This is a genomic window from Streptomyces neyagawaensis, assembly GCF_023516595.1.
In the GTDB taxonomy this organism is placed as follows: Bacteria; Actinomycetota; Actinomycetes; order Streptomycetales; family Streptomycetaceae; genus Streptomyces; species Streptomyces neyagawaensis.
Window position 1 is genome coordinate 201,193 of the sequence record NZ_JAMGBG010000005.1, and the last position, 25,438, is coordinate 226,630.

23 protein-coding genes are annotated in these 25,438 nt (G+C 71.9%); 7 read left to right on the top strand and 16 right to left on the bottom strand.

Annotation, left to right across the window (positions count from 1 at the left end):
• Window positions 1-104: 104 nt before the first annotated feature.
• From M8J73_RS03260 to M8J73_RS03285, 6 genes are all read right to left on the bottom strand, one after another.
• Window positions 105-950 carry a fumarylacetoacetate hydrolase family protein gene (locus M8J73_RS03260; RefSeq protein WP_055540918.1) on the bottom strand — a complete coding sequence of 282 codons (846 nt, stop codon included), beginning with the start codon at window positions 948-950 and terminating at the stop codon, window positions 105-107.
• The gene (locus M8J73_RS03265) at window positions 943-1,863 is read right to left on the bottom strand and encodes a 3,4-dihydroxyphenylacetate 2,3-dioxygenase (RefSeq protein ID WP_055540919.1); all 921 of its coding nucleotides are present in this window, start codon (window positions 1,861-1,863) and stop codon (window positions 943-945) included. Before M8J73_RS03265 ends, M8J73_RS03260 begins: the two co-directional genes overlap by 8 nt.
• Window positions 1,856-3,316: an aldehyde dehydrogenase gene (locus tag M8J73_RS03270; RefSeq protein WP_249828199.1), complete on the bottom strand. Its 1,461-nt coding sequence runs from the start codon at window positions 3,314-3,316 to the stop codon at window positions 1,856-1,858. The genes M8J73_RS03265 and M8J73_RS03270 overlap by 8 nt, the downstream gene beginning before the upstream one ends.
• 164 nt (window positions 3,317-3,480) lie before the next feature.
• Complete coding sequence (locus M8J73_RS03275) at window positions 3,481-4,293, bottom strand: acetoacetate decarboxylase family protein (RefSeq protein ID WP_055539803.1); 813 nt, start codon at window positions 4,291-4,293, stop codon at window positions 3,481-3,483.
• A gap of 14 nt (window positions 4,294-4,307) precedes the next feature.
• Window positions 4,308-5,507, bottom strand: a complete 1,200-nt coding sequence (locus M8J73_RS03280) for an NAD(P)/FAD-dependent oxidoreductase (RefSeq protein ID WP_055539802.1) — start codon at window positions 5,505-5,507, stop codon at window positions 4,308-4,310.
• Between the two features lie 2 nt (window positions 5,508-5,509).
• Window positions 5,510-5,698 carry a ferredoxin gene (locus M8J73_RS03285; RefSeq protein ID WP_055512415.1) on the bottom strand — a complete coding sequence of 63 codons (189 nt, stop codon included), beginning with the start codon at window positions 5,696-5,698 and terminating at the stop codon, window positions 5,510-5,512.
• Between the two features lie 167 nt (window positions 5,699-5,865).
• Here M8J73_RS03285 and M8J73_RS03290 point away from each other — a divergent pair, with 167 nt between their 5' ends.
• The gene (locus tag M8J73_RS03290; RefSeq protein ID WP_055539801.1) at window positions 5,866-7,221 is read left to right on the top strand and encodes a glutamine synthetase family protein; all 1,356 of its coding nucleotides are present in this window, start codon (window positions 5,866-5,868) and stop codon (window positions 7,219-7,221) included.
• Between the two features lie 20 nt (window positions 7,222-7,241).
• Window positions 7,242-8,540 (top strand): cytochrome P450, encoded by a 1,299-nt coding sequence (locus M8J73_RS03295; protein ID WP_055539800.1) that lies wholly within the window; start codon window positions 7,242-7,244, stop codon window positions 8,538-8,540.
• 50 nt (window positions 8,541-8,590) lie between these two features.
• Here the strand turns inward: M8J73_RS03295 and M8J73_RS03300 are convergent, their stop codons facing one another.
• Complete coding sequence (locus tag M8J73_RS03300; RefSeq protein WP_249828200.1) at window positions 8,591-9,307, bottom strand: DUF6215 domain-containing protein; 717 nt, start codon at window positions 9,305-9,307, stop codon at window positions 8,591-8,593.
• A gap of 119 nt (window positions 9,308-9,426) precedes the next feature.
• On the opposite strand from M8J73_RS03300, the gene M8J73_RS03305 reads away from it, so the two are divergent.
• Both M8J73_RS03305 and M8J73_RS03310 read left to right on the top strand, forming a co-directional pair.
• Window positions 9,427-10,449 (top strand): Gfo/Idh/MocA family protein, encoded by a 1,023-nt coding sequence (locus M8J73_RS03305; protein ID WP_249828201.1) that lies wholly within the window; start codon window positions 9,427-9,429, stop codon window positions 10,447-10,449.
• A 122-nt stretch (window positions 10,450-10,571) separates the two neighbouring features.
• The gene (locus M8J73_RS03310; RefSeq protein ID WP_249828202.1) at window positions 10,572-11,333 is read left to right on the top strand and encodes an SDR family oxidoreductase; all 762 of its coding nucleotides are present in this window, start codon (window positions 10,572-10,574) and stop codon (window positions 11,331-11,333) included.
• 442 nt (window positions 11,334-11,775) lie between these two features.
• Here M8J73_RS03310 and katG read toward each other — a convergent pair whose 3' ends face one another.
• Both katG and M8J73_RS03325 read right to left on the bottom strand, forming a co-directional pair.
• Window positions 11,776-13,992: a catalase/peroxidase HPI gene (katG, locus tag M8J73_RS03320; RefSeq protein ID WP_249828203.1), complete on the bottom strand. Its 2,217-nt coding sequence runs from the start codon at window positions 13,990-13,992 to the stop codon at window positions 11,776-11,778.
• Between the two features lie 32 nt (window positions 13,993-14,024).
• Entirely contained in the window at window positions 14,025-14,465 is a 441-nt protein-coding gene (locus tag M8J73_RS03325) for a Fur family transcriptional regulator (RefSeq protein WP_055512387.1), read from the bottom strand.
• Window positions 14,466-14,594: 129 nt separating this feature from the next.
• Between M8J73_RS03325 and M8J73_RS03330 the strand changes: the two genes are divergently transcribed.
• Window positions 14,595-15,275: a phosphoribosyltransferase gene (locus M8J73_RS03330; protein WP_055537678.1), complete on the top strand. Its 681-nt coding sequence runs from the start codon at window positions 14,595-14,597 to the stop codon at window positions 15,273-15,275.
• Window positions 15,276-15,658: 383 nt separating this feature from the next.
• Entirely contained in the window at window positions 15,659-16,297 is a 639-nt protein-coding gene (locus tag M8J73_RS03335; protein ID WP_249828257.1) for a UdgX family uracil-DNA binding protein, read from the top strand.
• Window positions 16,298-16,320: 23 nt separating this feature from the next.
• Here M8J73_RS03335 and M8J73_RS03340 read toward each other — a convergent pair whose 3' ends face one another.
• Window positions 16,321-16,521, bottom strand: coding sequence for a hypothetical protein (locus M8J73_RS03340; protein WP_249828204.1), 201 nt, complete (start codon window positions 16,519-16,521; stop codon window positions 16,321-16,323).
• Between the two features lie 31 nt (window positions 16,522-16,552).
• Here M8J73_RS03340 and M8J73_RS03345 point away from each other — a divergent pair, with 31 nt between their 5' ends.
• Entirely contained in the window at window positions 16,553-17,092 is a 540-nt protein-coding gene (locus M8J73_RS03345) for a GNAT family N-acetyltransferase (protein ID WP_055537742.1), read from the top strand.
• 60 nt (window positions 17,093-17,152) lie between these two features.
• On the opposite strand, the gene M8J73_RS03350 is transcribed toward M8J73_RS03345, so the two are convergent.
• From M8J73_RS03350 to rhaI, 6 genes are all read right to left on the bottom strand, one after another.
• Complete coding sequence (locus tag M8J73_RS03350; RefSeq protein WP_055537743.1) at window positions 17,153-17,800, bottom strand: LutC/YkgG family protein; 648 nt, start codon at window positions 17,798-17,800, stop codon at window positions 17,153-17,155.
• Complete coding sequence (locus M8J73_RS03355) at window positions 17,797-19,350, bottom strand: LutB/LldF family L-lactate oxidation iron-sulfur protein (RefSeq protein WP_055537744.1); 1,554 nt, start codon at window positions 19,348-19,350, stop codon at window positions 17,797-17,799. Before M8J73_RS03355 ends, M8J73_RS03350 begins: the two co-directional genes overlap by 4 nt.
• A 148-nt stretch (window positions 19,351-19,498) precedes the next feature.
• Complete coding sequence (locus M8J73_RS03360; protein ID WP_055537745.1) at window positions 19,499-20,254, bottom strand: (Fe-S)-binding protein; 756 nt, start codon at window positions 20,252-20,254, stop codon at window positions 19,499-19,501.
• 150 nt (window positions 20,255-20,404) lie between these two features.
• Window positions 20,405-21,865: a rhamnulokinase gene (locus M8J73_RS03365; RefSeq protein ID WP_055537746.1), complete on the bottom strand. Its 1,461-nt coding sequence runs from the start codon at window positions 21,863-21,865 to the stop codon at window positions 20,405-20,407.
• Window positions 21,862-23,901, bottom strand: coding sequence for a bifunctional aldolase/short-chain dehydrogenase (locus tag M8J73_RS03370; protein ID WP_249828205.1), 2,040 nt, complete (start codon window positions 23,899-23,901; stop codon window positions 21,862-21,864). Before M8J73_RS03370 ends, M8J73_RS03365 begins: the two co-directional genes overlap by 4 nt.
• A gap of 281 nt (window positions 23,902-24,182) precedes the next feature.
• Window positions 24,183-25,343, bottom strand: coding sequence for an L-rhamnose isomerase (gene rhaI, locus M8J73_RS03375; protein ID WP_249828206.1), 1,161 nt, complete (start codon window positions 25,341-25,343; stop codon window positions 24,183-24,185).
• Window positions 25,344-25,438: the final 95 nt, after the last annotated feature.

Sequence of the window (25,438 nt, forward strand, 5' to 3'; positions counted from 1 at the left end):
CCCTACCTGTACGGTTCCCGGCTCCCGCGGGGTGGCCGAGGGGCCCGCCGTACCGCACCGGGCGCCCGGTGCGGCGGCCCGGTGCGGCAGGACTCGGGGCGGTGTCAGCGCTTGGGCGGGCGGATGCCGCGGAACTCCCAGTCGCCGCCGAGCGCGGTGGACAGCACCTCCTCGGACTCGGTGGGCTGCGCGCCGACGTCGCCGCGGATCGGGGTGGGGCCGGTCACGATGTGGTTGGTGAGCCGTCCGAGGCCCTCCACCTCGACCTCGACGACGTCACCGGGTCGCACGGGCCGGGAGTTGGCCGGTGTGCCCGACAGCAGGACGTCGCCCGGGTACAGGGTGATGGTGCGGGCGATGTCCGCGACGAGGTAGTGCATGTCCCACTGCATCTCGTCGGTCGATCCGTCCTGGACGACCTCGCCGTTGACGTAGGTCCGCAGGCTCTTGCCGTGGAAGTCCCAGTCGGTGACCAGTCCGGGGCCGAGCGGGCAGAGGGTGTCGGAGCCCTTGACCCGGAGCATGGAGCCCGCGTCGGTGTCGCGGAAGTCGTGCAGGCCGTAGTCGTTGGCGACGGTGTACCCGGCGATGTACTCCCCGGCCTCGGCGGGGGAGATGTTGCGCGCGGTCTTCCCGATGACGATGGCGACCTCGCCCTCGTAGTTGAGCCACTTGCAGCCCTCGGGGCGGACGATGGCGCCCTTGTGGGAGTTGAGGGCCGAGGTCGGCTTGTGGAAGTAGGTGGGGGTGTCCGGCAGCTCGATGCCGAACTCGTCGACGCGGCTGCGGTGGTTGAGGTGGACGGCGATCACCTTCGACGGCACGACCGGCGGCAGGTGGTGCGCGTCCTCGGTCTTGACGCGGCGGCCGTCCCCGGCGACCAGTTCTTCCCCGTCGACGGTGACCTGGACGGCGGCGCCGTCGAGGAGGATGCGGCGGTACTCAGGCATGGGAGGACTCCTGTACGGGGGTGTGGGATGCGGTCCAGCCGTCGGCGGGCCGGTCGAACCAGAGGTGCACCTGGCCGGTGCCGATCGAGTTCTCGTACTCCCCGTACTGCCGGGCCCTGGCCGTGCAGGCGCGCTCGCCGAGGGCGCCGGCCATCATCAGGTAGTGGAAGAACTTCGCCTCCGGCTTGAACTTCCAGAACTCGTCCATGGTGTCCAGGACCCGGTCGTGGCGTCCCTCCTTGAACCAGGCGATCCGCTCGTAGTCGGCCGCCCGCGCCTCGGGGGTGAAGATGTGCACCGGGTCGCTGGCCTCGTGGTCGCGCAGCTCGCGCAGCGGCCAGAAGGTGTGCGACAGGGCGCCGGAGGCGATCAGCAGCACCCGGCGGCCCGGTGTGGCCGCGATGCCGTCGGCGAGGGCCCGCCCCAGCCGCAGATGGTCCTCCATGTCGCCGGTCTGGCAGACCCCGATGGTCACCCACCGCTTGTCGGGCAGGCCCTCGCCGAGGAACTTCCAGAGGTTGATGGTGGCGTAGTAGATCGGCAGGTAGTCGTCGTCGATCGCGGTGATCCAGGTGCCGTGCTTGTCCGCGAACTTCTCGATGTTGTGGGCGAGTTCGGGGTCGCCCGGGAAGTCGTACGGCATCCGGCACATACCGCGCGGCAGTTCCTCGGAGGTGAACAGCCCGGCCCGCCGCTGCTGCGCGGTGACCACGAACTCGACGGTGGTCGCCCAGTGCGAGTCGAGGACCACGACCGTGTCGTAGTCGTCCCGTTCGAAGACGTCCTTGCGGAGCTGGTGCAGGCCGGTGACGAGGGTGATCTCCTTGCCCTCGTTGAGCTCCAGCCGGTCCTCTTCCGGCAGCACGATGGTGGGGACATGGGCGAGGAGGCCCGCCCCGACGATCTCACCCATGGTTGTTCCATCCGTTCGGTGCGGTGACCGTGTTCTTCACGTCGCAGTAGAAGTCGAAGCTCCAGGTGCCGCCCTCGCGGCCGACTCCGGAGTGGCGGGAGCCGCCGAAGGGCGCCTGGAGGTCGCGGACGAAGAAGCAGTTGACCCAGACCGTGCCCGCGACGAGGCGGGCGGTGACCCGGTCGGCGCGGGCCGGGTCACCGGTGACGAGGGTGGCGGCCAGCCCGAAGCGGGTGTCGTTGGCCAACCGGACGGCCTCGTCCTCGTCGGTGAACGTCTGCAGGGTGAGGACCGGTCCGAAGACCTCCTCCTGCACGATCTCCGAGTCCTGGGCGACATCGGTGAGCAGGGTGGGCGCGTAGTACTGGCCGTCTCCCCGGTGCCCGCCGATCACCGCGCGGGCCCCGGCCGTGATCGCGCGCTGCACGAACCCGTCGATCTTCTCCAGCTGCCGGGGGTGGATGTTGGGCCCGATGTCGGTGGCCTCGTCCCGTGGATCACCCTGCTTCAGCGCGCTCGCCTTCTCGACGAACCGCCGGGTGAACTCCTCCGCGATCGACTCCTCGACCAGGAAGCGCGTCGCGGCCAGGCACACCTGCCCGGCGTTGTCGTACTGCTCCACCGCGAGGTCGACGGCAAGGTCCAGGTCCGCGTCGGCGAACACCAGCAGCGGGGACTTGCCGCCGAGTTCGAGGCTGAGCGGGGTGAGGTGGGCGGCGGCCGATGCGGCGATCCGCCTGGCCGTGGGCACCGAGCCGGTGAAGCTGATGCGGCGCACGTCCGGGTGCGAGGTGAGGGCGTCGCCGATCTCGGCGCCGTAGCCCTGCACGACGTTCAGCACGCCGGCCGGCAGTCCCTCCTCGGCGGCGATGTCGGCGAGCAGGGAGGCCGTCAGCGGTGACCACTCGGCGGGCTTCAGCACCACGGTGTCGCCGGCGGCGAGCGCCGGGGCGACCTTCCACGTGGCGAGCATCAGTGGGGCGTTCCACGGGGTGATCAGGACGCAGGGGCCCGCCGGGTCCCACGACACGTGGTTCGTGTGCCCGCGCGTCTCGAAGTCCTCGTGCTCCAGCTGGAGCAGCCAGTCCGCGAAGAAGCGGAAGTTGTGCGCCACCCGGGGCATCACGCCGCGCCGGTGGGACCGCAGCAGGGCTCCGTTGTCGGTGGTCTCGACGACGGCGAGCTCCTCCAGGCGCTTCTCGACCCCGTCGGCGATCGCGTGCAGGATCCGCGCCCGCTCCGCCCGCGAGGTCGCGGCCCACCGGGGGAACGCGGCCTTCGCGGCGGCGACGGCGGCCTCGGCCTCGGCGGGCCCACCGCGGGCGATCTCGCCGAGCACGGCGCCGTCGATGGGGGAGTGGTCGGGGAAGGTGTCGGGGGAGGCGACGCGTTGGCCGCCGATCCAGTGCCGGGTGTCGACGGAGACTCCGCCGACGACGATCTTGTCAGACATGGGGAGGGTGTCCTTTGCAGCGAAGGGGAGGTGCGCCGACCCAGGGGCGCGGGACGGATCGACTTGCGGCTGTGCCGCGTGGGCGCGGCGCGCCACGGGCGGCCCGCCGGGCTCAAACGCCGGGCTCAAACGCCGGGCTCAAACGCCGGGCTCAAACGCCGGGCTCAGTCGGCCGCTGCTCCCGACATCCCGGACTCCAGCAGCCGCCCGCCGTCCCACACCACGCCGACCTGCCGGTAGTACGCGGCGATCGGCTCCTCCACCGTCAGCCGCGCCAACTCCTCCGTCGGCGCCTCGAACAGCTCCAGCTCCGCGTCGCCGACCCAGGGCTGCCCGCCCTCGAAGGAGGCCGCGCCGGACTCGATCAGCTCGTCCAGCGCCAGTCCCTTCCCCTTCTCGATCGACGGCAGCCACCGGTGGTGGGCCATGGGGTGGGCGTTGACGAAGCCGTTCGTCTCCGACGGCTCCCGCAGCGTCACCACCGTCTGGGCGAGCCGCCGGTCCGCCGCGGCGAGCGTCGCCCCGAAGCGGGCCCCCGCCTCGATCCGCGGAGCGGGCCCGTACGGATGGGGCCGCGTCTGGTGGATGGACCCGAGCTTCTTCGGGTAGCCCTGGTGCAGCCCGCGGGCGATCGCGAAGTCCTTGTCGACCCAGATGTACACGCACCGCGAGTAGGTCCGCCCCTGGTACGAGCACCGGACGACCGCGAAGGCCTCCTTGTACTGGGAGAGCACCGGGTCGAGCAGCTCCGTGCCGGACGCCGAGCAGGACTGCCAGTCGGCCCAGATCAGCGCCACCGCGCCCGGGTCCTCGTCGGCGAGTTCCAGCGGCTCCGGCAGCAGCTCACGCACCCGTGCCGGGTCCGTGCGGTACTCGACGGTGAGCAGGTCGCCCGAGTAGCGCCAGGGCGGGGAGGGGATCAGCGACGAGGAGCCCGTCGCCGTCTTGGGGTGGAGAAATCCACGGACGGTCGTCATGGTGAGGCGGTTCCTTACGCGGTGAGGGCGGGCTGCTTCAGGAGGTCGGCGCGGTGGCGGGCGGCGGCGGAGGCGATGGCCGGGCCGCCGAGGGCGACGACACCGACCAGCCGGTCGTCGCGGTGGTAGCCGACCAGGACGTCCCCGGCCGGGTCGCCCTCCAGGACACGTACGTCGTCCTTGCCGAGGGCGGGTGCGCCGAAGGACTGGAGCCGGAAGTCGTGCTGGTCGCTCCAGAAGGTGGGCAGCGGCGCGAACGGCGCGGGCGTGGCGCCGGTGAGGACCTTGGCCGCGTGCTTGGCGGTGTCGGTGGGGATGCACCAGTGCTCGACCCGGCGCGGTACGCCGTCGTAGCGGGCGTTGGGAAAGCGCGCCACGTCGCCCACCGCGACGACCTCCGGCCGTCCGCCGACCCGCAGCTGCTCGTCGGTGAGCACTCCGTCGGTCAGGTCGAGGCCGTTGCCGCCCAGCCACTCGGTGTTGGCGAGCGACCCGACCGACTCCACCACCACGTCGGCGGGCAGCACGGTCCCGTCGTCGAGGATCACCCCGGTGACATGGTCCTCGCCCGCGAAGCCGGCGACGCCGGTCCCGAGGGCGAAGCGCACACCGCGCTCCTCGTGCCGGGCCAGCAGCGCGCTGCCGAGCAGCTCGCCGAGCGGGCCGACCATGGGCAGCGGCAGCGGATCGACGACGGTCACCTCGGTGACACCGAGGCCGACGGCGGTCGCGGCCACCTCGCAGCCGATGAACCCGGCGCCGACGACGACCACCCGGGCGCCGGGCCGGGTCAGCTCCCCCCTTAGGCCCTGCGCGTCGGCGAGGGTGCGGACCGTGTGGCGTCCGGCGAGGGGGCCGGGGCAGCGCAGCCGCCGGGGCCGCATCCCGGTGGCGGCCACCAGCCCGTCGTACGACAGCTCCGAGCCGTCGTCGAGGACGACGGTCCGCTCGGCGAGGCGGGACGCGACGACCCTGGTGCCGAGGCGCCACTCCACGTCGGCCACGCTCGCGCGGGGCCGGAAGGCGAGGGACGCGAAGGGCGCCTTCCCGGCCAGCACCTCCTTGGAGAGCGGGGGCCGGTTGTAGGGCATGTGGGGCTCGTCGCCGACGAGCGTGATCGCCCCGGTCCAGCCGGCCGCGCGCAACTGCTCGGCGGCGCGCAGACCGGCCATGGAGGCGCCGGCGACGACGACGCGTGCGCTGGTGGAAGCCATGGTCAGGCCTCGATCCGGATGGCCTGGAGCGGACAGACGTCGGCGGCTTCCTCGACCTCGTCGAGCAGCGCGTCGTCGGGGTCGCTGACGTAGGCCAGCCGCCCGTTCGCGTCCAGCTGGAAGACCTCGGGGGCGGCGAAAACGCACTGGCCGTGGTCCTGGCACTTGTTCATGTCGACGACGACCTTCATGGCCGGTCCTCCTCAGGTCATTTGGCTTCAAACAACATAGGAAGCCGCACACCCCTGGTCAATACCTGTCCAGCTGGATAATTTTTTGGCCTCAGCCCCTTGCGGGCCGCTGGACCCCTTCTTATCGTTTGGGCTCAAATCATCTGCCTGCCGCCGAGGAGACAACGGTGAGCGCATCCCCAACACCGGACATTCGTCAGCACCAGGAGCGGCTCGCCGCCGAGGGCATCGACGTGGTCCGCGTGACCTACCCCGATCTCATCGGCACCGACCGCGCCCGGGACGTCCTGCTCGACAGCCTCCCCACGGCCTACGCACACGGCCTCACCTTCTGTCGGGCCGTCTACCACACCTCCCCCCAGGGGGATGTCGTCCCGGTGCCCGGCGGCCTCGACGCGGGGCTGCCCGACATCCACGTACGACCGGACCTCGACACCCTGGTCCCGCTGCCGTGGGAACCCGGCGTCGCCTCCTGCCTCGGGGAGACCGTCGACCCGGCCACCGGGTCACCCGCCCCCGAGTCGCCCCGCGACCTGCTGCGCACCGTGCTCGCCCGCTGCGCCGAACAGGGTCTGACCCCGATCGTCGGACCCGAGCTGGAGTACTTCCTGTGCGACGAGGACCCGGCGTCCCCGAGCGGCTGGAAGCGCTACTCGGGTGCGGCCGGAGTCGTCTACACCGCCGGCCTGCGCGCCGACCCCGACAACCATCTGCTGCGCACCCTGCGCCACCTCCGCGACCTGCGGATCGGCGCCACCAACGGCAACCACGAGTTCGACGGCGGGCAGTTCGAGATCAACCTCGACCACTCCGAGGCGCTGTCGGCCGCCGACCGGTCCTTCCGCTTCAAGGCCGCCGTCAAGGAGCTCGCCCGCAAGGAGGGCCGACTCGCCACCTTCATGGCCAAGCCGTTCAACGACGCCGGCGGCTCCGGCTTCCACCTCCATCTGTCCTGCGACGACGAGCGCGGGAAGAACGCCTTCGACGACCCGTCCGGCGCCCACGGCCTGTCCGCCACCGCCCGGCACGCCCTCGCCGGCATCCTCGCCCACGCCCCGGCCCTCGCCGCCCTCGCCAACCCGACGGTCAACTCCTACAAGCGCTTCGGGCCCGACACCCTCGCGCCCTGGCTGATCGACTGGGGGCTCGACAACCGCAGCGCCATGGTCCGCGTCCCGCCGGAGCGCGGTTCCGGCGCCCGGCTCGAACTGCGGCTCGGCGACGCCAGCGCCAACCCGTACCTGCTGATCGCGGGCACCGTCGCCGCCGCGCTCCTCGGAGTCCGGGCGGGCGAGGAACCCCCCGCCCCGCTGGAGGGCTACGGCTACGACACCGCCCGCTCGGCCGTCCTGCCCATGAACCTGTCCGACGCCCTCGACGCGCTGGAGGCGGACACCGCCCTCACCGAGGTCCTCGGCAAGGACTTCACCACCTCGTACCTCGGCTACAAGCGCAACGAGGTCGAACGCTTCCACCGGCACGTCACCGACTGGGAGTTCACCGAGTACGCCTACCACCTGTGACGTCCAGGAGAACCAAGACCATGACGACTTCCGCCCACCTCCCCTCCGTTCGCGAGGCCCTCCAGGAGCCCCTGCCACTGGCCGACGTGGACCTCGCCGACCTCGGCAACTTCACCGACGGCGTCACCCCCTGGCGCATGTTCCACACCCTGCGCCACGAGGACCCGGTGCACTGGCAGCCCGAGGACGCCCCCAACTCCGGCTTCTGGGCCGTCACCCGGCACGCCGACATCGCCCGGGTCGACCGGGACGCCGAGACGTTCACCTCGACCAGGTTCGTCAACCTGGAGGAGGTCGACGACGACCAGATCAAGACCCGTGCCTCCATCCTGGAGATGGACGGCGTACGCCACCGCGCGCTGCGCAGCGTGATCCAGCGGCAGTTCGGCGCGGGCGTGATCAACGGCTACACCGACTTCCTGCGCGGTCTGACGGCCACCACGCTGGACGCGGCCCTGGCGAAGGGCACCTTCGACTTCGTCGCCGATGTCTCCGCGGACTTCCCCATCAACGTCCTCGCCCGGCTGCTGGACGTGCCGCCGGAGGACAACCAGAAGCTCATCGACTGGGGCAACCGCATCATCGGCAACACCGACCCCGACTACGCGGACGTCCTGCTGCACAGCGAGGAGAGCGAGAAGTACCGGCATCTGCCGTTCCGTTCGCCCGCCTCGGTGGAGGTCTTCGAGTACGGCCGCGAACTGGCCCGGCAGCGGCGCGGCGGTGACGGCACCGACCTGGTGTCCCGCCTGGTCAACGCCGCCCCCCGCGACGGGGTCCCGCTCTCCGCGCAGGACTTCGACAACTACTTCCTGCTGCTGGTGGTGGCCGGCAACGAGACCACCCGCCACACCATCTCCCACTCCATGCTGGCCCTGCTCCAGCACCCCGAGCAGCTCGCCCGCCTCCAGGAGGACCCGTCGCTGATCCCGGTCGCGGTCGAGGAGTTCCTGCGCTGGGCGTCGCCCGTCTACCACTTCCGCCGCACCGCGACCCGGGACGTGGAGCTGGGCGGCAAGCACATCAAGGAGGGCGAGAAGGTCGTCATGTGGTTCGCCTCCGGCAACCGCGACGAGGAGGTCTTCGGCAACCCGTACGACTTCGACGTGGCCCGGCAGAACAACGACCACGTCACCTTCGGCAAGGGCAGCCCACACCTGTGCCTCGGCAATCTGCTGGCCCGCACCGAGATCCGCATCATGTTCGAGGAGTTGATCCCCCGACTCGCCGACATCCGGCTCGCCGGTGACGTCCCGCGCGTGCGGTCCAACTTCGTCAACGGCATCAAGAAGCTGCCGGTCGAGGTGACCCTGGACTGACGGTCATGGGACGTCTCCTCCCGGCTGAGCGGGTGGCGTGTGTCCCCGGCTCAGCCGGACTTCCAGCCGGGGAGCGTCGGCAGCACCTTCTCGGCGATGCGGAACAGCGCCGCGTCGTCCGGCGGCAGCCGGTCCTCACGCCAGATGACCAGATCGTAGGAATCGCCCTTGTCCTTGGTGTCGCTCGCCACCAGCAGATGGCGGGCGACACCGCCGGGGCCCGACGTGGCGTCGCCACCGTCGAGCCGGAAGGAGATGGCGATCGTCTGACCCGAGTAGAGCACCGCCTTGTGTCCCAGGACCGTCCTGGACTGGGCCCCGGCGCCGAGGTAGTCCATCGACTCCGCGACCGGGAGATCGTCGTACGACGCCGAGATCTGTACGGTGTGGGACTCCAGTTCGACCTTCGCCTCGGGGGTGATGGTCTTGGTGCCACTGGCCCAGCGGGACTCGCTCTCGCTGCCCGACGCGTACTCCGCCTCCTCGAGCGGTGTGCCGACGAGCTTCGGCAGGTCCTTGCGGTTCAGCGCGGCGCACAACTGCGCCCCGGAGACCCGCTTCCTCGGCGCCGGTGAGGCGTCGTCCGAGGTCGAGCAGGTGGCCGGCCCGCTGTCCGTGCCCGGTCCGGCGAAGGCGTCCTGCAGCCACAGGCCACCGGCCACCACCCCGAACAGGACGAACGCCAGGATCGCCTGGCCCCACGCCCCCGTGCCCTTCTCGGGCGCCCCTTGACGGTCGTTCATGTCCCCCACGCCGAGGTCCCCCATGCCTGTGTCCCCCACCCCATGTGCGCGCGCCGTGCGCGCCGGGGGAGCTTAACGGGTGATCGTTCGGCGCGCGGACAATATTGCGATCATGTGATCGCCCCGTCGAGCGAAGGACCCGTATGACTCAGCAGAGCTCCCTCGGTGTCGCCGTCATCGGCACCGGCCGGATGGGCGCCGACCATGTGCGCCGGATCAACGAGGTCACCAGCGGCGCCCATGTCGCCGCCGTCGTCGATCTCGACACCGACCGGGCCGAGGCGGTCGCCGCCGGCGTCGGCGGCTGCGCGGCCTTCGCCGACCCCGCCGAGGCGCTGGCCTCGCCGGGCGTCGACGCCGTGCTCGTCGCCTCGCCGGGCCCGGCCCACGAGGCGGCTCTGCTCACCGCCTTCGCGCACGACCTGCCCGTCCTGTGCGAGAAGCCCCTCACCCCGGACACCGCCGCCGCGCTCCGCCTGCTGGAGGCCGAACAGCGGCTCGGCCACCGCAGGGTGCAGGTGGGATTCATGCGCCGCTACGACCGCGAGTACGTCAGGCTCAAGACTCTGCTGGACAGCGGGGACCTGGGCCGCCCGCTGATGCTGCACAACCGGCACCGCAACCCCGAGAACCCGCCCGGCTTCACCAGCGCCATGGCCATCAACGACTCCGTGGCCCACGAGATGGACATCACCCGCTGGCTCCTCGGCCAGGAGGTCACCGCCGTCACCGTGCTGCGCCCCCGGCCGTCCGGGAACGCCCCCGAGGGCCTCGCCGACCCCCAGTTCGTCGTCCTGGAGACCGACGGCGGCGCCCTCTCCGACGTCGAGATCTACCTCAACGCCCGCTACGGCTACCAGGTCCAGGCCGAGGCCGTCTGCGAGCACGGCACGGCCCGCATCGGCGACGGGCACGACCTGCTCGTCACCGCGGCGGGACGCTGGGGCGGCACGGTCACCCCCGGCTACCTGGAGCGCTTCGAGGACGCCTACGACCGCGAGGTCCAGGCGTGGGTCGACGCCACCCGCCGCGGCGAGGTGACCGGACCCGGCATCTGGGACGGGTACGCCGTCGCGGCGATCTGCGAGGCGGCCGTCCGCTCCCAGACAGAGGGGGGCCGCGTCGAGGTCCACCTCGTCGACCGCCCCGCCTTCTACGGCGCCTGACCTCGACACCTCCCGCCCGGTGGGCATGCTCAGTTCAAAGGCGAGTGCAAGGGGCGAGTGCAAGGCCAAGTTGAGGGGCCAGTGCAAGGGCGCAGGACGCGCCCCGGCGGGAGGGCTGAGGTATGGGAATCGAGGACGGCAAGCAGGCGCGACCCCTGGCCGGGAAGACCGCGCTGATCACCGGCGCGGGCACCGGCATCGGTCGGGAGACGGCGCTGCTGCTGGCCGAGGAGGGCGCCACCGTCGTCCTCGCCGGACGACGCCGGCATGCGCTGGACGAGGTCGCCGCCGCCGTCACGGGAAGCGGTGGCGCGGCCTTCACCCGCCCCACGCACATCGAGAACGCCGAGGACGTACGGGCACTCGTCGCCTGGAGCAGGGACACCGCCGGGCCCGTCGACATCCTCGTCAACAACGCGGGCGGCGCGGGCCGGGTCGTCGACGTCCGCTGGACCGGCGAGGACGAGTGGAACGCCGTCATGGGCGTCAACCTCACCGCGGTCTATCTGCTCACCCAGGCCGTCCTCCCGGACATGCTGGAGCGTGGCGGCGGCTCCATCGTCACGATCTCCTCCCTGGCCGCGATCCGGCCCACCCTGCTCGGCGGCGCCCCCTACGGCGCCGCGAAGGCCGGCGTGCGGAACTTCATGGCGTACCTGCGCAACAGCTACCGCGACGAGGGCATCCGGGCGACCTGCGTCCTGCCCGGCGCGGTCGACACGCCGGCCCACGACACCCGCGCCGTACCGCCGGGCCCGGAGCAGCGGGCGGCCATGGTGCGGCCCGAGGACGTGGCGCGCGCCGTGCTGCTGTGCGTCTCGCTCCCGGAGCGCACGCTGATCGAGGAACTGGTCATCGCGCCCACCGTGCAGCGGCACCCGTGACGGACGGCATCACAGGCTCGTCAGCACCTGCGGCGACATCGTCTTGATCATGGTGTTGGTCCAGCGCATCTGGCGCAGTGTGCGGCCTGGTCAGCCGGTCCGGGGCGGCGTTCGCCTGCCGGCCGAAGAGGTCCTTGGGCTCCAGCCTGCCGCGGTTGACCCGGTCGGCGGCCCTGCCGCGCACCCCGACGATCCGGCCGTCGAGGACCGCGATGTCCACGGCGTCGCCCCCGGAGGCCACGGCTCGGCACGGCCCCGTACGGGGTGCGCAGCGGAGCCGCACAGCGAGGCCCCGGGCCGTCCACGGGTGCCCATACGCGGACGTCCGGGCCGGCCCGTGGGGGCCGACCCGGACGCCGGGGGCGGACGGGGGCGGATCAGCGCCGCCCCGCGTCACTCGGGGGCCGGGTCCCTGCGGGGGGACCCGTGGACGCCCCGTGGATCAGACGAGGTCGAACCGGTCCAGGTCGGAGACCTTGGCCCACGCCGCGACGAAGTCCTTGACGAACTTCTCCTTGGCGTCGTCGCTCGCGTACACCTCGGCGAGGGCACGCAGCTCGGAGTTCGAGCCGAAGACCAGGTCGGCACGGGTGCCGGTCCACTTGACCTCGCCGGTGGCCGCGTCACGGCCCTCGAACAGGGTCTGGTCCTCGGAGGTGGACTTCCACGTCGTGCCCAGGTCGAGCAGGTTGACGAAGAAGTCGTTGGTGAGCTTGCCCGGGGTCTCGGTGAAGACGCCGTGCTTGGAGCCGCCCGTGTTGGCGCCCAGGACGCGCAGACCGCCGACGAGGGCCGTCATCTCGGGAGCGCTCAGGGTGAGCAGGTTCGCCCGGTCGAGCAGCAGGTACTCGGCGGGGAGGCGGTTGCCCTTGCCCAGGTAGTTGCGGAAGCCGTCGGAGGTCGGCTCCAGCGCGGCGAACGACTCGACGTCGGTGTGCTCCTCCGTCGCGTCCACACGGCCCGGCGTGAAGGGGACCTCCACGTCGAAGCCGGCGTCCTTGGCGGCCTTCTCCACGGCGGCGGCACCACCGAGGATGATCAGGTCGGCCAGGGAGACCTTCTTGGCGCCGGTGTTGAACCCGGCCTGGACGCCCTCCAGGACGCTCAGGACGTGACGCAGCTCGTCCGGGTTGTTGACCTCCCAGCCGCGCTGCGGCTCCAGGCGGATACGGGCGCCGTTGGCACCGCCGCGCTTGTCGCTGCCGCGGAAGGTGGACGCCGACGCCCAGGCGGTGGAGACCAGCTGGGAGACGGTGAGACCCGAGTCGAGCAGCTTGGCCTTGAGCGCCGCGATGTCGGCGGCGTCGATGGCCTCGCCCTCGGCCTGGGGCAGCGGGTCCTGCCAGAGCAGCGTCTCCTCCGGGACCTCCGGGCCGAGGTACAGCGACTTCGGGCCCATGTCACGGTGGGTCAGCTTGTACCAGGCGCGGGCGAAGGCGTCCGCGAACTGGTCGGGGTTCTCGTAGAAGCGACGGGAGATCTGCTCGTAGACCGGGTCGAAGCGCAGCGACAGGTCGGTGGTGAGCATGGTCGGCAGGTGCTTCTTCGACGCGTCGTGCGCGTCCGGGATGATCGCCTCGGCGTTCTTCGCCACCCACTGCTTGGCGCCGGCCGGGGACTCCGTCAGCTCGTACTCGTACTCGAAGAGGTTCTTGAAGAAGCCGTTGCTCCACTGGGTCGGCGTGGCCGTCCAGGTCACCTCGAGGCCGGAGGTGATGGTGTCGCCGCCCTTGCCGGTGCCGTAGCTGGACTTCCAGCCGAGGCCCTGCTCCTCCAGGGAGGCGGCCTCGGGGTCGGCGCCGACGTTGTCCGCGGGGCCCGCGCCGTGGGTCTTGCCGAAGGTGTGACCACCGGCGATGAGGGCGACGGTCTCCTCGTCGTCCATCGCCATGCGGCGGAACGTCTCACGGATGTCGCGGGCGGCCGCGACCGGGTCCGGGTTGCCGTTGGGGCCCTCGGGGTTGACGTAGATCAGACCCATCTGGACGGCGCCGAGCGGGTTCTCCAGCTCGCGGTCGCCGGAGTAGCGCTGGTCGTCGAGCCAGGTGGTCTCGGGACCCCAGTACACGTCCTCCTCGGCCTCCCAGACGTCCACGCGGCCGCCGCCGAAGCCGAAGGTCTCGAAGCCCATCTGCTCCAGCGCGACATTGCCGGTGAGGATCATGAGGTCGGCCCAGGAGATGGACTGGCCGTACTTCTTCTTGACGGGCCACAGCAGACGGCGGGCCTTGTCCAGGTTGGCGTTGTCCGGCCAGCTGTTCAGCGGCGCGAAGCGCTGCTGACCGGCGCCGGCGCCACCACGGCCGTCGCTGATGCGGTAGGTGCCGGCGCTGTGCCAGGCCATACGGATCATCAGCGGGCCGTAGTTGCCGAAGTCGGCCGGCCACCAGTCCTGCGAGGTGGTCAGTACCTCGGCGATGTCCTGCTTCACGGCGGCCAGGTCGAGGTTCTTGAAGGCCTCGGCGTAGTCGAAGTCCTCACCGAGGGGGTTCGCCACGGCGGGGTTCTTGGCGAGGATCTTCAGGTTGAGCCGCTCCGGCCACCACTGACGGTTACCGCCACCCTGAGTGGGGTGCGCTGCACGGCCGTGGGCGACCGGGCAACCGCCTGCACCCTCTGCCTTCTGATCCGTGACGATCGCGTCGTGGTTCTCAGTCATGGGAGTCCTTCCGAACTGGGTGGATCACGGTGCTAACTGCTGGCTTTGGCTTGCGAGCACTGAGGGCACAGGCCCCAGTAGATGACCTCGGCCTCGTCGATCGCGAAGCCGCGGTCGTCGGACGCCGTCAGGCACGGGGCGTGGCCCACCGCACAGTCGACGTCGACCACGGCACCGCAGGACCGGCACACGAGGTGATGGTGGTTGTCCCCGACACGGCCCTCGTACAGGGCCGGGCTGCCGGGTGGTTCGAGACGGCGCACGAGTCCCGCTTCGGTGAGCGCGCTGAGCGCGTCGTACACGGCCTGGACGGATATGTGGCCGACGCGATCGCGCACGCCGGAGGCGATCGCCTCGACGCCGAGATGGTCGCCGTCCCGGACGGTCTCCAGCAGAGCGACCCGCGCGGCCGTCACCCGCAGGCCGGCACCGCGCAGCTCCTCGGCGGTGGTCGGAGTCTGGGGCTCGGTCATGGCGACAACCTACCCCCTTAAACACGAATAGTTCAAGAAAACGAATGACCCAAGTTTGGTGAACGGTTTCGGACACGTCCGGCGTGGACGGGCGGCTCGTGGGCGGCGACACTGGAGGGGAGGGACGTCATGAATCCGCAGCTGAGCCGTGGTGGAGCCCCGGCGGTGACGCGTTTCCGCGACCGGTCGCACGCCGGGCGCGAGCTGGCCGCGCGCCTGCGCCCGCAAGGGGAGAGGGGCGAGCTGCCCGACCCGGTCGTCCTCGCCCTGCCGCGCGGTGGCGTCCCCGTCGCCCGGGAGGTCGCACGGGCGCTGGGCGCGCCCCTCGACGTGCTCGTGGCCCGCAAGATCGGCGCGCCGTTCCAGCCGGAACTCGGTGTCGGCGCGATCGTCGGCGACGCCCCGCCCCTGTTCGACCGGTCGGCGCTCGCCGCGCTGGGGCTCACCGAGGCCGACCTCGCCCCCGTCGTCGCACGGGAGCGGGACGAACTCCGCCGCCGCGAGCACCGCTACCGGGGCGGCCGTCCCGCCCTCGACCTGCGCGGCCGCACCGCGATCGTCGTCGACGACGGCCTGGCGACCGGCGTCACGGCCCGCGCCGCGCTGCGCGCCGCCCGCCGGGCACACCCCGCGCGCCTGATCCTCGCCGTGCCCGTCGGTGCCCCCGAGTCCGTCGAGCTGCTGCGCGGCGAGGCGGACGTGGTGATCTGCCTGCGCAGCCCGTACGGCTTCCGCGCGGTCGGCCACTGGTACGACAACTTCGACCAGCTCACGGACGCGGACGTCCTGGCGGTGCTGGCGGACGCCTGACTTGCGGCAGGGCGGGGCGGGACGGGGCGGAGCGCCGGGCGGGCGCGGGCGTGCTGCTGCGGACGGGTGCCGGGCGGGGTGGATCCACGTCGGTCGGGGTACCCGGATCGGGCCCCGACCACCCGCTCCGGTGAGGGAGGTGGACCCGTATGAGCCCTACGCGACCTACGAGCGACGCGTGGACACGGTCTTCGGGCGGAGACACGAGGCCCACGACCGGGGGCACGAGGCCTGCGAGTGGAGGCACGCGGTCCGCTGGCGGAGGGGCGCGGTCTGCGACCGGGACGCGGGCCGGCAGCGGCGGCGGGAGCCGGCCCGGAAGCGACAGGGAAGCCGCGAATGCCTCGCGGGACGGCGGCCGGGCGTACGACGCCGGGCCGTTCCTGCCGAGTCGTGGCGGCCTCGCGGCGTACCGGCGCGCAGCGGCTGACTGCCGCGGCTGCCCGCTGCACGAGGACGCCACCCAGACGGTCTTCGGCGCCGGCCCGGAGTCCGCGAGGATCCTCCTCGTGGGGGAGCAGCCCGGCGACCAGGAGGACCGGCAGGGCGAGCCCTTCGTCGGCCCCGCCGGGCGGCTGCTGCGGCGGGCCGCCGAGGAGGCCGGGATCGACATGGACGAGGCGTATGTGACCAACGCCGTCAAGCACTTCAAGTTCGTACGAGCGCCGGGCGGCGGCAAGCGCCGCATCCACAAGGCGCCCGAACTCCGGGAGGTGGCCGCGTGCCACCCCTGGCTGCGTGCCGAACTGCGCCTGGTGCACCCCGAGATCGTGGTGGCCCTCGGCGCGACCGCCGGGAAGGCACTGCTGGGCAGTTCCTTCCGGGTCACCAAGGACCGGGGCGCCCTGCTGCCACTGCCGGGCGACGACGAGGACCAGGACGGCCGCCCTCATGTCGTCGCCACGCTCCACCCGTCGGCCGTCCTGCGCGCCGACGACCGCGAGGGCGCGTACGCGGGGCTGGTGGCGGACCTCAGGGTGGCGGCGGAGGCGCTCGCCGGGGGCGGCGGGGCGGGGAGCTGAACTCCGAGTGCGTACGGGGTCGCCTACGGCTTGAGCCCGACCCCACCGAAGCAGTCGACGTCCCTCGGCTCGTCATCACGTCCGGAGCCGGAGCAGGAGGGGGAGCCGGAGCCGGAGCGGGAGCGGGAGCGGGAGCTGATGCCGGTGCCGGTGCCGGTCTTGACCCCGCTCGGGCTGTCGCCCGCGCCGTCCGCTCGCTCGGCCCGCCACCGGCCCACGGACACCAGCCCCCTGACCACCTGTTAGCGTGCGCGGATGGAAGCTCTGGGACCCGTGGCCTGGCAGCCTGAGCCGATCCGTACCGAGAGGCTCGTGCTCCGTGACCCCGAGCCCCAGGACCGGGCGGCGTTCATCGAGTTGCACTCCTCGCCGGAGGTGCACACCTACCTCGGTGGTCCCCGGCCACGTGACGAACTCGAACGGGAGATGCCCGAGGTGCCCGAGCGGTGGCCCGGGAGCTTCGTCGTCGATCTCGGCGGGGAGATGATCGGTCACGTCCTGCTCAGGCGAGCGACGGGGCACCGTCGCCCGGCCGCCGCGGGCAAGCTCGACCTCGGCTACCTCTTTCTCCCCCGGGCCTGGGGACACGGATACGCGGCCGAGGCGTGCGCGGCGGCCCTCGGCTGGCTGACCGCCGCGCTCCCCGGCGAGCCGGTGGTCCTCACCACCCAGACCGCCAACACCCCCTCGATGCGCCTCGCCACGAAACTGGGCTTCACCGAGGCGGAACGCTTCGAGGCCTGGGATGCCGAACAGTGGCTCGGCATACGGTCCCCGGCCACGCCGTCCAGGTGAGTCGCGGCGGAACCGTCGGTGAGGAGGCGCATGCGCGCACCTCGCTTCACCCGTCGCGGCTCACTCGCCACCGTCCCCGCTGACCAGCACCACCTCCAGTGTGCGTGGGCCGTGGACTCCCTCCACTCGGTCCAGTTCGATGTCGCTCGTCGCGGAGGGGCCGGAGATCCAGGTCAGCGGGCGGGTGGGGTCGAGGCGTTCCAGGGCCAGGGGGACCGAGGGGACGACCTGGTCGGGGGCGCGTACGACGCAGATGTGGTGGTCGGGGACCAGCGTGATGCGGCGGCGGCCCTGGTCCGGGGAGCCGTCCAGGACGATCGTGCCGGTCTCCGCGATCGCGAGCGCGCAGGCCGTGACCACGCTGTCCACCTCGTCCAGTTCGTGCGGCGTGCTCCCAGCCCGGTCGGCGACCCGGGTCACCTCCGTCGCCGACAGCCACTCCTCGGGCAGTGCGGGCGGCGCGAGGACCGAGGACGAGCCGTGCGCGGCCAGCAACTCCGCGATGACGCCGGGGAGTCCGGCCGTATCCGTGCGGTGCACGATCGCCCGGTAGTCGGCCAGGTTCTCGGCCAGCAGGTCCACCGTCTCCGCCGCGTTCCGTTCGCCGTGCTCCCGGAGGTACGTTCGCGGAACGGCCTGCTCGTCGTCGCGTCGCACGTCGGCGAGCGCGCGCCGCACCCGACCCAGGATCAGATCCCTGCTGCTCACTTGCCGCTGTCCTCTCCGCCGCCGGTCCACTCGCCGTTCCCGTCTGCGCGGGCGCCGTCCGCGGCCCCCTGTTCCGTCCGCCCCCCGTTCGTCCGCTGCCACCAGTCGCGGAACGGTTCCGCCGGCAGCGTCGGCAGGGCGCGGCTCGCGCTCCACGCCATGCCGGGGCCCGGCAGCGTGCGGGGGTGGAAGCGGCGGGTGCGGGACGCCAGCCGCTGGCCGGTGCGCAGCGCGGCGGGGTGCGTGAAGGCCCAGCGCGCCGCCCGCATCGCCGCCCGCTCGGCGGCATGGCCCTTCGCTGGCTTGAGGACGACCTTGGCGCCCTTCTCGGTCACCTGCCCGCCCTGCGCGACGCGCTCCCGCAGATGCACCAGCACCTCCGGGATGTCGATGGCCACCGGGCACACCTCGTAGCAGGCGCCGCACAGCGACGACGCGTAGGGCAGCGACGCGTCGATCTCGCTTCCCGTGCCCCGGAGTTGCGGGCTGAGGATGGCTCCGATGGGGCCCGGGTAGACCGAGCCGTACGCGTGGCCGCCCGCCCGCTCGTACACGGGGCACACGTTCAGGCACGCCGAGCAGCGGATGCAGCGCAGTGCCTGGCGGCCGACCTCGTCGGCGAGCGTGTCGGTGCGGCCGTTGTCGATGAGGACGAGGTGGAAGGTGCTCGGGCCGTCGGCCGTCCCGGAGTCCGTCGTGCCGGTCCACATCGAGGTGTACGGGTTCATCCGCTCGGCCGTGGAGGAGCGGGGCAGGGTCTGGAGGAAGACCTCCAGATCCTGCCAGGTCGGCACGATCTTCTCGATCCCGACGACCGAGATCAGCGTCTCCGGCAGGGTGAGGCACATCCGGCCGTTGCCCTCCGACTCCACCACGACCAGCGTGCCCGTGTCGGCGACCATGAAGTTGGCCCCGGAGACACCGACCTTGGCCCGCAGGAACTTCTCCCGCAGATGCAGGCGTGCCGCCTCCGCCAACTCGGCGGGCGTGTCGGTCAGTCCCTCGGGCGCCGGGCGGCCCCACTCGCTCATCTCCTTCGCGAAGATGTCCCGGATCTCGCCCCGGTTGCGGTGGATCGCGGGGACGAGGATGTGCGACGGGCGGTCCTTGCCCAACTGCACGATCAGCTCGGCGAGATCCGTCTCGTAGGCGCGGATGCCCTCGGCCTCCAGCGCCTCGTTCAGCCCGATCTCCTGCGTCGCCATCGACTTGACCTTGACGACCTCCGTCTCACCGGTCGCCTTGACCAGATAGGTCACGATGCGGTTGGCCTCGTCCGCGTCGGCGGCCCAGTGGACGGTACCGCCCGCCGCCGTCACCGACTCCTCCAACTGCACCAGGTAGCGGTCGAGATGGCGGAGTGTGTGGTCCTTGATCCGCTTGCCGGCCTCGCGCAGCTCCGCCCAGTCCGACACCTCCGTGACGGCCTTCGCCCGCTTCGCGCGGATCGTGTGCGTGGCGTGCCGCAGATTGCCGCGCAGCGTCGCGTTGTGCACGGCCTCGTGCGCCGCCTTCGGAAACGCCGGCATCCCGACGAACGTCCCACTCACGCGCCGCCCCCGATCCTGCTCGCCGAGGTCCTGCCCGCCGAAGTCCCGTCCACCGCAGTCCTGTTCGCCGAAGTGCCAGCCCCCGCGGTCTCGCCCCCCGCGGTCTCGCCCCCCGCGGTCTCGTTCACCGTGTTCTCCGTACGGCCGGTCATACCAGCGGCTCCTCTTCCGTGCTCGCCAGGATCTCCGCGATGTGCACCGGTCGCATGCCCGTGCGCAGCCGGGCCATGGTGCCGCCGATGTGCATCAGACACGAGTTGTCGGCCGCGCACAGCACGTCCGCGCCCGTCGACTCCGCGTTGCGCACCTTGTCGCGGCCCATCGCCGCCGAGACGTCGGAGTTCTTCACGGCGAAGGTGCCGCCGAAACCGCAGCACTCCTCCGCCCCCGGCAGCTCCACCAGCTCCAGCCCCTTCACCGCCTGGAGCAGCCGGCGCGGCCGCTCGCCGAGCCCGAGACCGCGCAGCCCGTGGCAGGTCGGGTGGTAGGTGACCTTGTGCGGGTAGTACGCCCCGACGTCCGTCACGCCCAGCACGTCCACCAGGAACTCGGTCAGCTCGTACGTCTTCGGTACGACCGGCGCGAGCGTGCGCGCCAGCGTGTCGCCGCGCCCCTCGGCCCGCGCCCGCTCACCCATCCGCGGATACAGCTCCCGCACCATCGCCCCGCATGAGCCGGACGGCGTCACGATCGCCTCGTACCCATCGAATACATCGGAGAACTTCCGAGCCAGGGGTTCCGCTTGATGTCGGTACCCGGTGTTGTAGTGGGCCTGCCCGCAGCAGGTCTGATCCATCGGGAAGTCCACGTCGATGCCCAGCCTGGTCAGCAGTTTCACCACGGCGCGGCCGGTGTCCGGATAGAGCGTGTCGTTGACACAGGTCAGGAACAGAGCGACACGCATCGCGGCTCCTCGAGGGTCGGTCATCGGATGAAAGCAGGGTACGACGTCAATGCCCGCAGGGCGAGGGGCCCCACTGGCTGGAATCGCCACACGGGGCCCGCCCCTCCTTGGGTGCCCGTCATTGGAAGCCCGTCTTTGGGCCAGCGCCCCTCACGCCCGCGCGAGCCGATCCTCCGCCGCGCGCCACGCCGCCGGGTCGCCCTGCGGCTCGTACCGCACCAGCGGCTGCGTGCGGGCGACGAGTCGGCGCATCGAGGCCCGGTCGCCGACGACACCGTGCGTACGGGCCTGGACCAGGACGTTGCCCAGGGCGGCCGCCTCCGCCGGACCCGCCACCACCGGCAGCCCGCAGGCGTCGGCGGTGAGTTGGCACAGCAGGGCGTTTCGGGTGCCGCCGCCGACGATGTGGACGACGTCCACCGGGTGGTCGGCGAGAGCCTGGGCCTCGGCGACGGCCCGCCGGTGGGCGAGGGCGAGGGAGTCGAGGATGCAGCGGGTGATCTCGGCGGGGGAGGAGGGCACCGGCTGCCCCGACTCCCGGCACGCCGCGGCGATCCGCTCCGGCATCCGGCCCGGCGCGAGGAACGCCGAGTCCCCGGCGTCCACGACCGACCGCAGCGCCGGCACCCCGGCGGCGGCCCGCAGCAGCTCCCCGAGATCCGGGTCCCCCCAGTCCCGTACGCACTCCTGAAGCAGCCACAGGCCCATGATGTTCCGCAGGTAGCGGACCGTGCCGTCGAGCCCCAGCTCATTGGTGAAGTTGGCGGCCCGGCTCTCCTCGGTCAGTACGGGCGCGTCCAGCTCCAGCCCGGCCAGCGACCAGGTGCCGGTGCAGATGTACGCGAACCGCTCACCGGTGGCGGGTACGGCCGCGACCGCCGAGGCGGTGTCGTGGGAGCCCACGGTCGTCACCGGCACCGGGCCGGTCAGCCCCGTCTCCTCCAGCACCCGCGGCAGCAGCAGCCCCGCCGGGTCGCCCGGCCGCCGCAGCGGTGCGAACAGCTCCAGGTCGACCCCGAGCCGCTCCGCCACGCCGTACGCCCAGTCACGGGTGCGCGGATCGATCAGCTGGGTCGTGGAGGCGTTCGTCAGCTCCGTGCCCGACTCGCCCGTGAGCCAGTACGACAGCAGGTCCGGGATCAGCAGCAGCCGCCTCGCGTACGCCAGCTGCGCCGACGACCTGGCGGCGACCAGCTGGTACAGCGTGTTGAACGGCGCGTACTGCAACCCGGTGGCCGCGTACAGCTCGGCGGCGGGCACGCTGGCCCACACCTTCTCGGCGACGCCGTCGGTGCGGGTGTCCCGGTAGTGCGCCGGGTTGCCGAGGAGGGCCCCGTCGGCGTCCAGCAGGCCGTAGTCGACGGCCCAGCTGTCGATACCGACGGAGTCGACCCGCCCGGCCGCCCTCAGCCCGTCGAGGACGCCCGCGTACAGGGCGAGCACGTCCCAGCGCAGCCCCTCGGGCGTCCGCACCGGCCGGTTGGGGAACCGGTGCGCCTCGACCAGCTCCAGCGAATCCCGGTTCGCCCGGCCGACCATGACCCGCCCGCTGGACGCGCCGAGGTCGACCGCGGCGTACGACTTCACCGCCGTGCTCACCGCCGTGCTCATCGCAGGAAGGCGGCGGCGACGCCGGCGTCGACCGGGACGTGCAGCCCCGTGGTGTGCGTCAACTCCCCGCCGGTCAGCGCGAACACGGCGTTGGCGACGTGCTCCGGCAGCACCTCCCGCTTTAGGATGGTCCGCTGCGCGTAGAACTCGCCGAGCTTCTCCTCCTCGATGCCGTACGTCGCCGCCCGCTGGGCGCCCCAGCCGCCCGCGAAGATGCCGGACCCGCGCACCACACCGTCCGGGTTGACGCCGTTGACACGGATGCCGTGCCCGCCCAGCTCGGCGGCGAGCAGCCGCACCTGGTGGGCCTGGTCGGCCTTGGTGGCGGAGTACGCGACGTTGTTGGGGCCGGCGAAGACGGCGTTCTTGGAGGCGATGTAGACGATGTCGCCGCCCAGCTTCTGCGCGATCATCACCCGCGCCGCCTCACGCGACACGAGGAACGAACCGCGGGCCATGATGTCGTGCTGGAGGTCCCAGTCCTTGGCGGAGGTCTCCAGCAGCGGCTTGGAGATCGAGACACCGGCGTTGTTGACGACGAGATCGACCCCGCCGAAGGCGAGCACGGCCGCCTTGACGGCCCCGGCGATCTGCTCCTCGTCGGTCACGTCGACGGTCACGGCGACAGCCCTGTCCGGCCCGCCCAGCTCCTCGGCCACGGCGGCGGCGTTCTCGCCGTTGAGGTCGGCGACGACGACACACGCCCCCTCCGCGACCAGCCGGTGCGCGATCGCCCTGCCGATCCCGCTGCCCGCGCCCGTCACCAGTGCCACCCGCGTGGCCAGCGGCTTCGGTTTCGGCATCCGCTGGAGCTTGGCCTCCTCCAAGGCCCAGTACTCGATGCGGAACTTCTCCGACTCCTCGATCGGCGCGTACGTGGAGACCGCCTCGGCGCCCCGCATCACATGGATCGCGTTGACGTAGAACTCTCCGGCCACGCGCGCCGTCTGCTTGTCCTTGCCGAAGCTGAACATGCCCACGCCCGGGATCAGCACGATCGCCGGGTCGGCGCCCCGCATCGCGGGGGAGTCGGGCTCGGCGTGCCGCCGGTAGTAGGCGGCGTACTCCTCGCGGTACCCGGCGTGCAGCTCCTTCAGCCGGGCGATCGCCGTGTCCAGGTCCGCGGTCGGGGGCAGGTCCAGCACGAGCGGGCGGACCTTCGTACGGAGGAAGTGGTCCGGGCACGAGGTGCCCAGCGCGGCGAGCCGCGGGTGCTCCGCGCGCGCCAGGAAGTCGAGCACGACGTCGGAGTCGGTGAAGTGCCCCACCTGCGGCCTGTCCTGCGAGGCGATGGCCCGGACGTACGGGGCCAGCGCGGCGGCCCGCTCCCGGCGCGCACCGGGCTCCAGCGCCTCGTACCCCTCGACGACCGGCCCGAACGGCTCGGCCTTCCCCTTCTCCTCGAGGAACGCCTCGGCGGTGCGGATGATGTGGAGCGAGTTCCGCTCGCACTCCTCGGCGGTGTCGCCCCAGGCGGTGATGCCGTGCCCGCCGAGCACACAGCCGACGGCCCCCGGGTTGTCCCGCTTCACGGCGGCGATGTCCAGCCCCAGCTGGAAGCCGGGCCGCCGCCACGGCACCCACACCACGCTGTCCCCGAAACACTCGGCGGTCAGCTTCTCCCCGTCGGCCGCGCAGGCCAGCGCGATCCCGGAGTCCGGGTGCAGATGGTCCACGTGGGCGGCGTCCACGAGCCCGTGCATGGCCGTGTCGATCGACGGGGCGGCCCCGCCCTTGCCGTGCAGGCAGTAGTCGAACGCGGCGACCATCTCGTCCTCGCGCTCCACCCCCGGGTAGACGTCGACGAGCGCCCGCATGCGGTCCAGCCGCAGCACGGCCAGCCCGGCCTCGGTGAGCGTCCCGAGGTCGCCCCCGGACCCCTTCACCCACATCAGCTCCACCTCACCCCCGGTGACGGGATCGGTGTCGACCCCCTTGGCGGACGCGTTGCCACCGGCGTAGTTGGTGTTCCGGGGATCGGAACCGAGACGGCGGGACCGGGCGAGCAGGGCGGCGGCTTCGGGATGGGTGGCCATGTGCGATCAATCCTTACGGTGAGACGAGTACGGGGCAGGAGGGTGTACGGGGTTCAGCTCGGGGGTCGGGGGTGCGTGGCAGGGTGCGGGTGAGTGGGGCTTCTCGCGCAGTTCCCCGCGCCCCTTGAAAGCCCAGGCCCGCGCCCCTGAAGAGCAGGGGGCGCAGCCCCTGCTCTTCAGGGGCGCGGGGAACTGCGCGACCAGCCACGAACGGCCCGCAGCCCGCAACGAACAAGAACAGGCAGACGAGACGCGGCATCGGCTTCAGCCCAGCGCCGCGGTCACGCCCCCCAACCCGCCTGCTCTCCCCCCACCCGCTCCTCAACGATCTTCGAACCCCACCCGGACCGCCGGTACGCGGCAAGCGGTTCGGGATCCAGCCCCATCTCCTCCCGCACCTCCCGCAGCAGCGGCCGCACATCCGTGTTGTACGCGTCCATCAGCACCGCGTTGGCCTCCAGCACATCCCCGGCCCGCTGAGCGGAGCACAGCGCCTCCCGGTCCACCAGCAGAGCCTTCGCCGTGGCCTCCTGGACGTTCATCACCGACCGGATGATCGCCGGGATCTTCGCCTCGATGTTGTGGCACTGGTCGAGCATGAACGCGACGTCGGGAGTGAACCCACCCCCGCGCACCACCTCGTACATGATCCGGAACAGCTGGAACGGGTCGGCCGCGCCCACCATCAGGTCGTCGTCGGCGTAGAACCGCGAGTTGAAGTCGAACGCGCCGAGCTTCCCCTCCCGCAGCAGCGTCGCCACGATGAACTCGATGTTCGTGCCGGGCGCGTGATGCCCGGTGTCGACGACGACCCGCGCCTTCGGCCCGAGCTTCAGGCAGTGGGCATAGGCGGTGCCCCAGTCCGGGACGTCGGTCGTGTAGAACGCCGGCTCGAAGAACTTGTACTCCAGCAGCATCCGCTGCCCGTCGCCGAGCCGCTCGTACACCTCGGCCAGCCCCTCGGCCAGCCGGTCCTGGCGCTCGCGCACATCGTCCTGACCGGGGTAGTTCGTGCCGTCCGCGAACCACAGCTTCAGATCGCGGGACCCGGTGGCGTCCATGATGTCGACGCACTCCAGCAGATGGTCGACGGCCTTGCGGCGGACCACCGCGTCCGGGTGGCAGACGCTGCCCAGCTTGTAGTCGTCGTCCTGGAAGGTGTTGGAGTTGATCGCGCCGAGCCGCACGCCCCGCTGCTCCGCGTGCTTCGCCAGAGCCGCGTAGTCGTCGACCCTGTCCCAGGGGATGTGCAGGGCCACCGTCGGGGCCACGCCCGTGAACTCGTGCACCTTGCCGGCGTCGTCGAGCTTCTCCCAGGGGTTGCGGGGCACACCGGCCTGGGCGAAGACCTTGAAACGGGTTCCGGAGTTTCCGTACGCCCACGACGGCGTCTCGACGGCCTGGGTCTTGAGGGCGGCCTTCACCGCGGCGAGCTCGGTCACGTCAGGGCTCCTACCGGCTTTGATGTCTGAAACGATTCAGCACGGGAAACTATGAGCGGCTCGCTCGACTGTCAACCCCCCAGGTCAAGGCAGGC

Excerpts from the sequence above, each read along its gene's own strand:
- M8J73_RS03300 (WP_249828200.1), bottom strand. The coding sequence starts at position 9,307 with ATGGGGGACCTCGGCGTGGGGGACATGAACGACCGTCAAGGGGCGCCC.
- M8J73_RS03260 (WP_055540918.1), bottom strand. The coding sequence starts at position 950 with ATGCCTGAGTACCGCCGCATCCTCCTCGACGGCGCCGCCGTCCAGGTC.
- M8J73_RS03305 (WP_249828201.1), top strand. The coding sequence starts at position 9,427 with ATGACTCAGCAGAGCTCCCTCGGTGTCGCCGTCATCGGCACCGGCCGG.
- M8J73_RS03280 (WP_055539802.1), bottom strand. The coding sequence starts at position 5,507 with ATGGCTTCCACCAGCGCACGCGTCGTCGTCGCCGGCGCCTCCATGGCC.
- M8J73_RS03275 (WP_055539803.1), bottom strand. The coding sequence starts at position 4,293 with ATGACGACCGTCCGTGGATTTCTCCACCCCAAGACGGCGACGGGCTCC.
- katG (WP_249828203.1), bottom strand. The coding sequence starts at position 13,992 with ATGACTGAGAACCACGACGCGATCGTCACGGATCAGAAGGCAGAGGGT.
- M8J73_RS03270 (WP_249828199.1), bottom strand. The coding sequence starts at position 3,316 with ATGTCTGACAAGATCGTCGTCGGCGGAGTCTCCGTCGACACCCGGCAC.
- M8J73_RS03345 (WP_055537742.1), top strand. The coding sequence starts at position 16,553 with ATGGAAGCTCTGGGACCCGTGGCCTGGCAGCCTGAGCCGATCCGTACC.
- M8J73_RS03295 (WP_055539800.1), top strand. The coding sequence starts at position 7,242 with ATGACGACTTCCGCCCACCTCCCCTCCGTTCGCGAGGCCCTCCAGGAG.
- M8J73_RS03310 (WP_249828202.1), top strand. The coding sequence starts at position 10,572 with ATGGGAATCGAGGACGGCAAGCAGGCGCGACCCCTGGCCGGGAAGACC.
- M8J73_RS03265 (WP_055540919.1), bottom strand. The coding sequence starts at position 1,863 with ATGGGTGAGATCGTCGGGGCGGGCCTCCTCGCCCATGTCCCCACCATC.
- M8J73_RS03365 (WP_055537746.1), bottom strand. The coding sequence starts at position 21,865 with ATGAGCACGGCGGTGAGCACGGCGGTGAAGTCGTACGCCGCGGTCGAC.
- M8J73_RS03325 (WP_055512387.1), bottom strand. The coding sequence starts at position 14,465 with ATGACCGAGCCCCAGACTCCGACCACCGCCGAGGAGCTGCGCGGTGCC.
- M8J73_RS03285 (WP_055512415.1), bottom strand. The coding sequence starts at position 5,698 with ATGAAGGTCGTCGTCGACATGAACAAGTGCCAGGACCACGGCCAGTGC.
- M8J73_RS03370 (WP_249828205.1), bottom strand. The coding sequence starts at position 23,901 with ATGGCCACCCATCCCGAAGCCGCCGCCCTGCTCGCCCGGTCCCGCCGT.
- M8J73_RS03360 (WP_055537745.1), bottom strand. The coding sequence starts at position 20,254 with ATGCGTGTCGCTCTGTTCCTGACCTGTGTCAACGACACGCTCTATCCG.
- M8J73_RS03330 (WP_055537678.1), top strand. The coding sequence starts at position 14,595 with ATGAATCCGCAGCTGAGCCGTGGTGGAGCCCCGGCGGTGACGCGTTTC.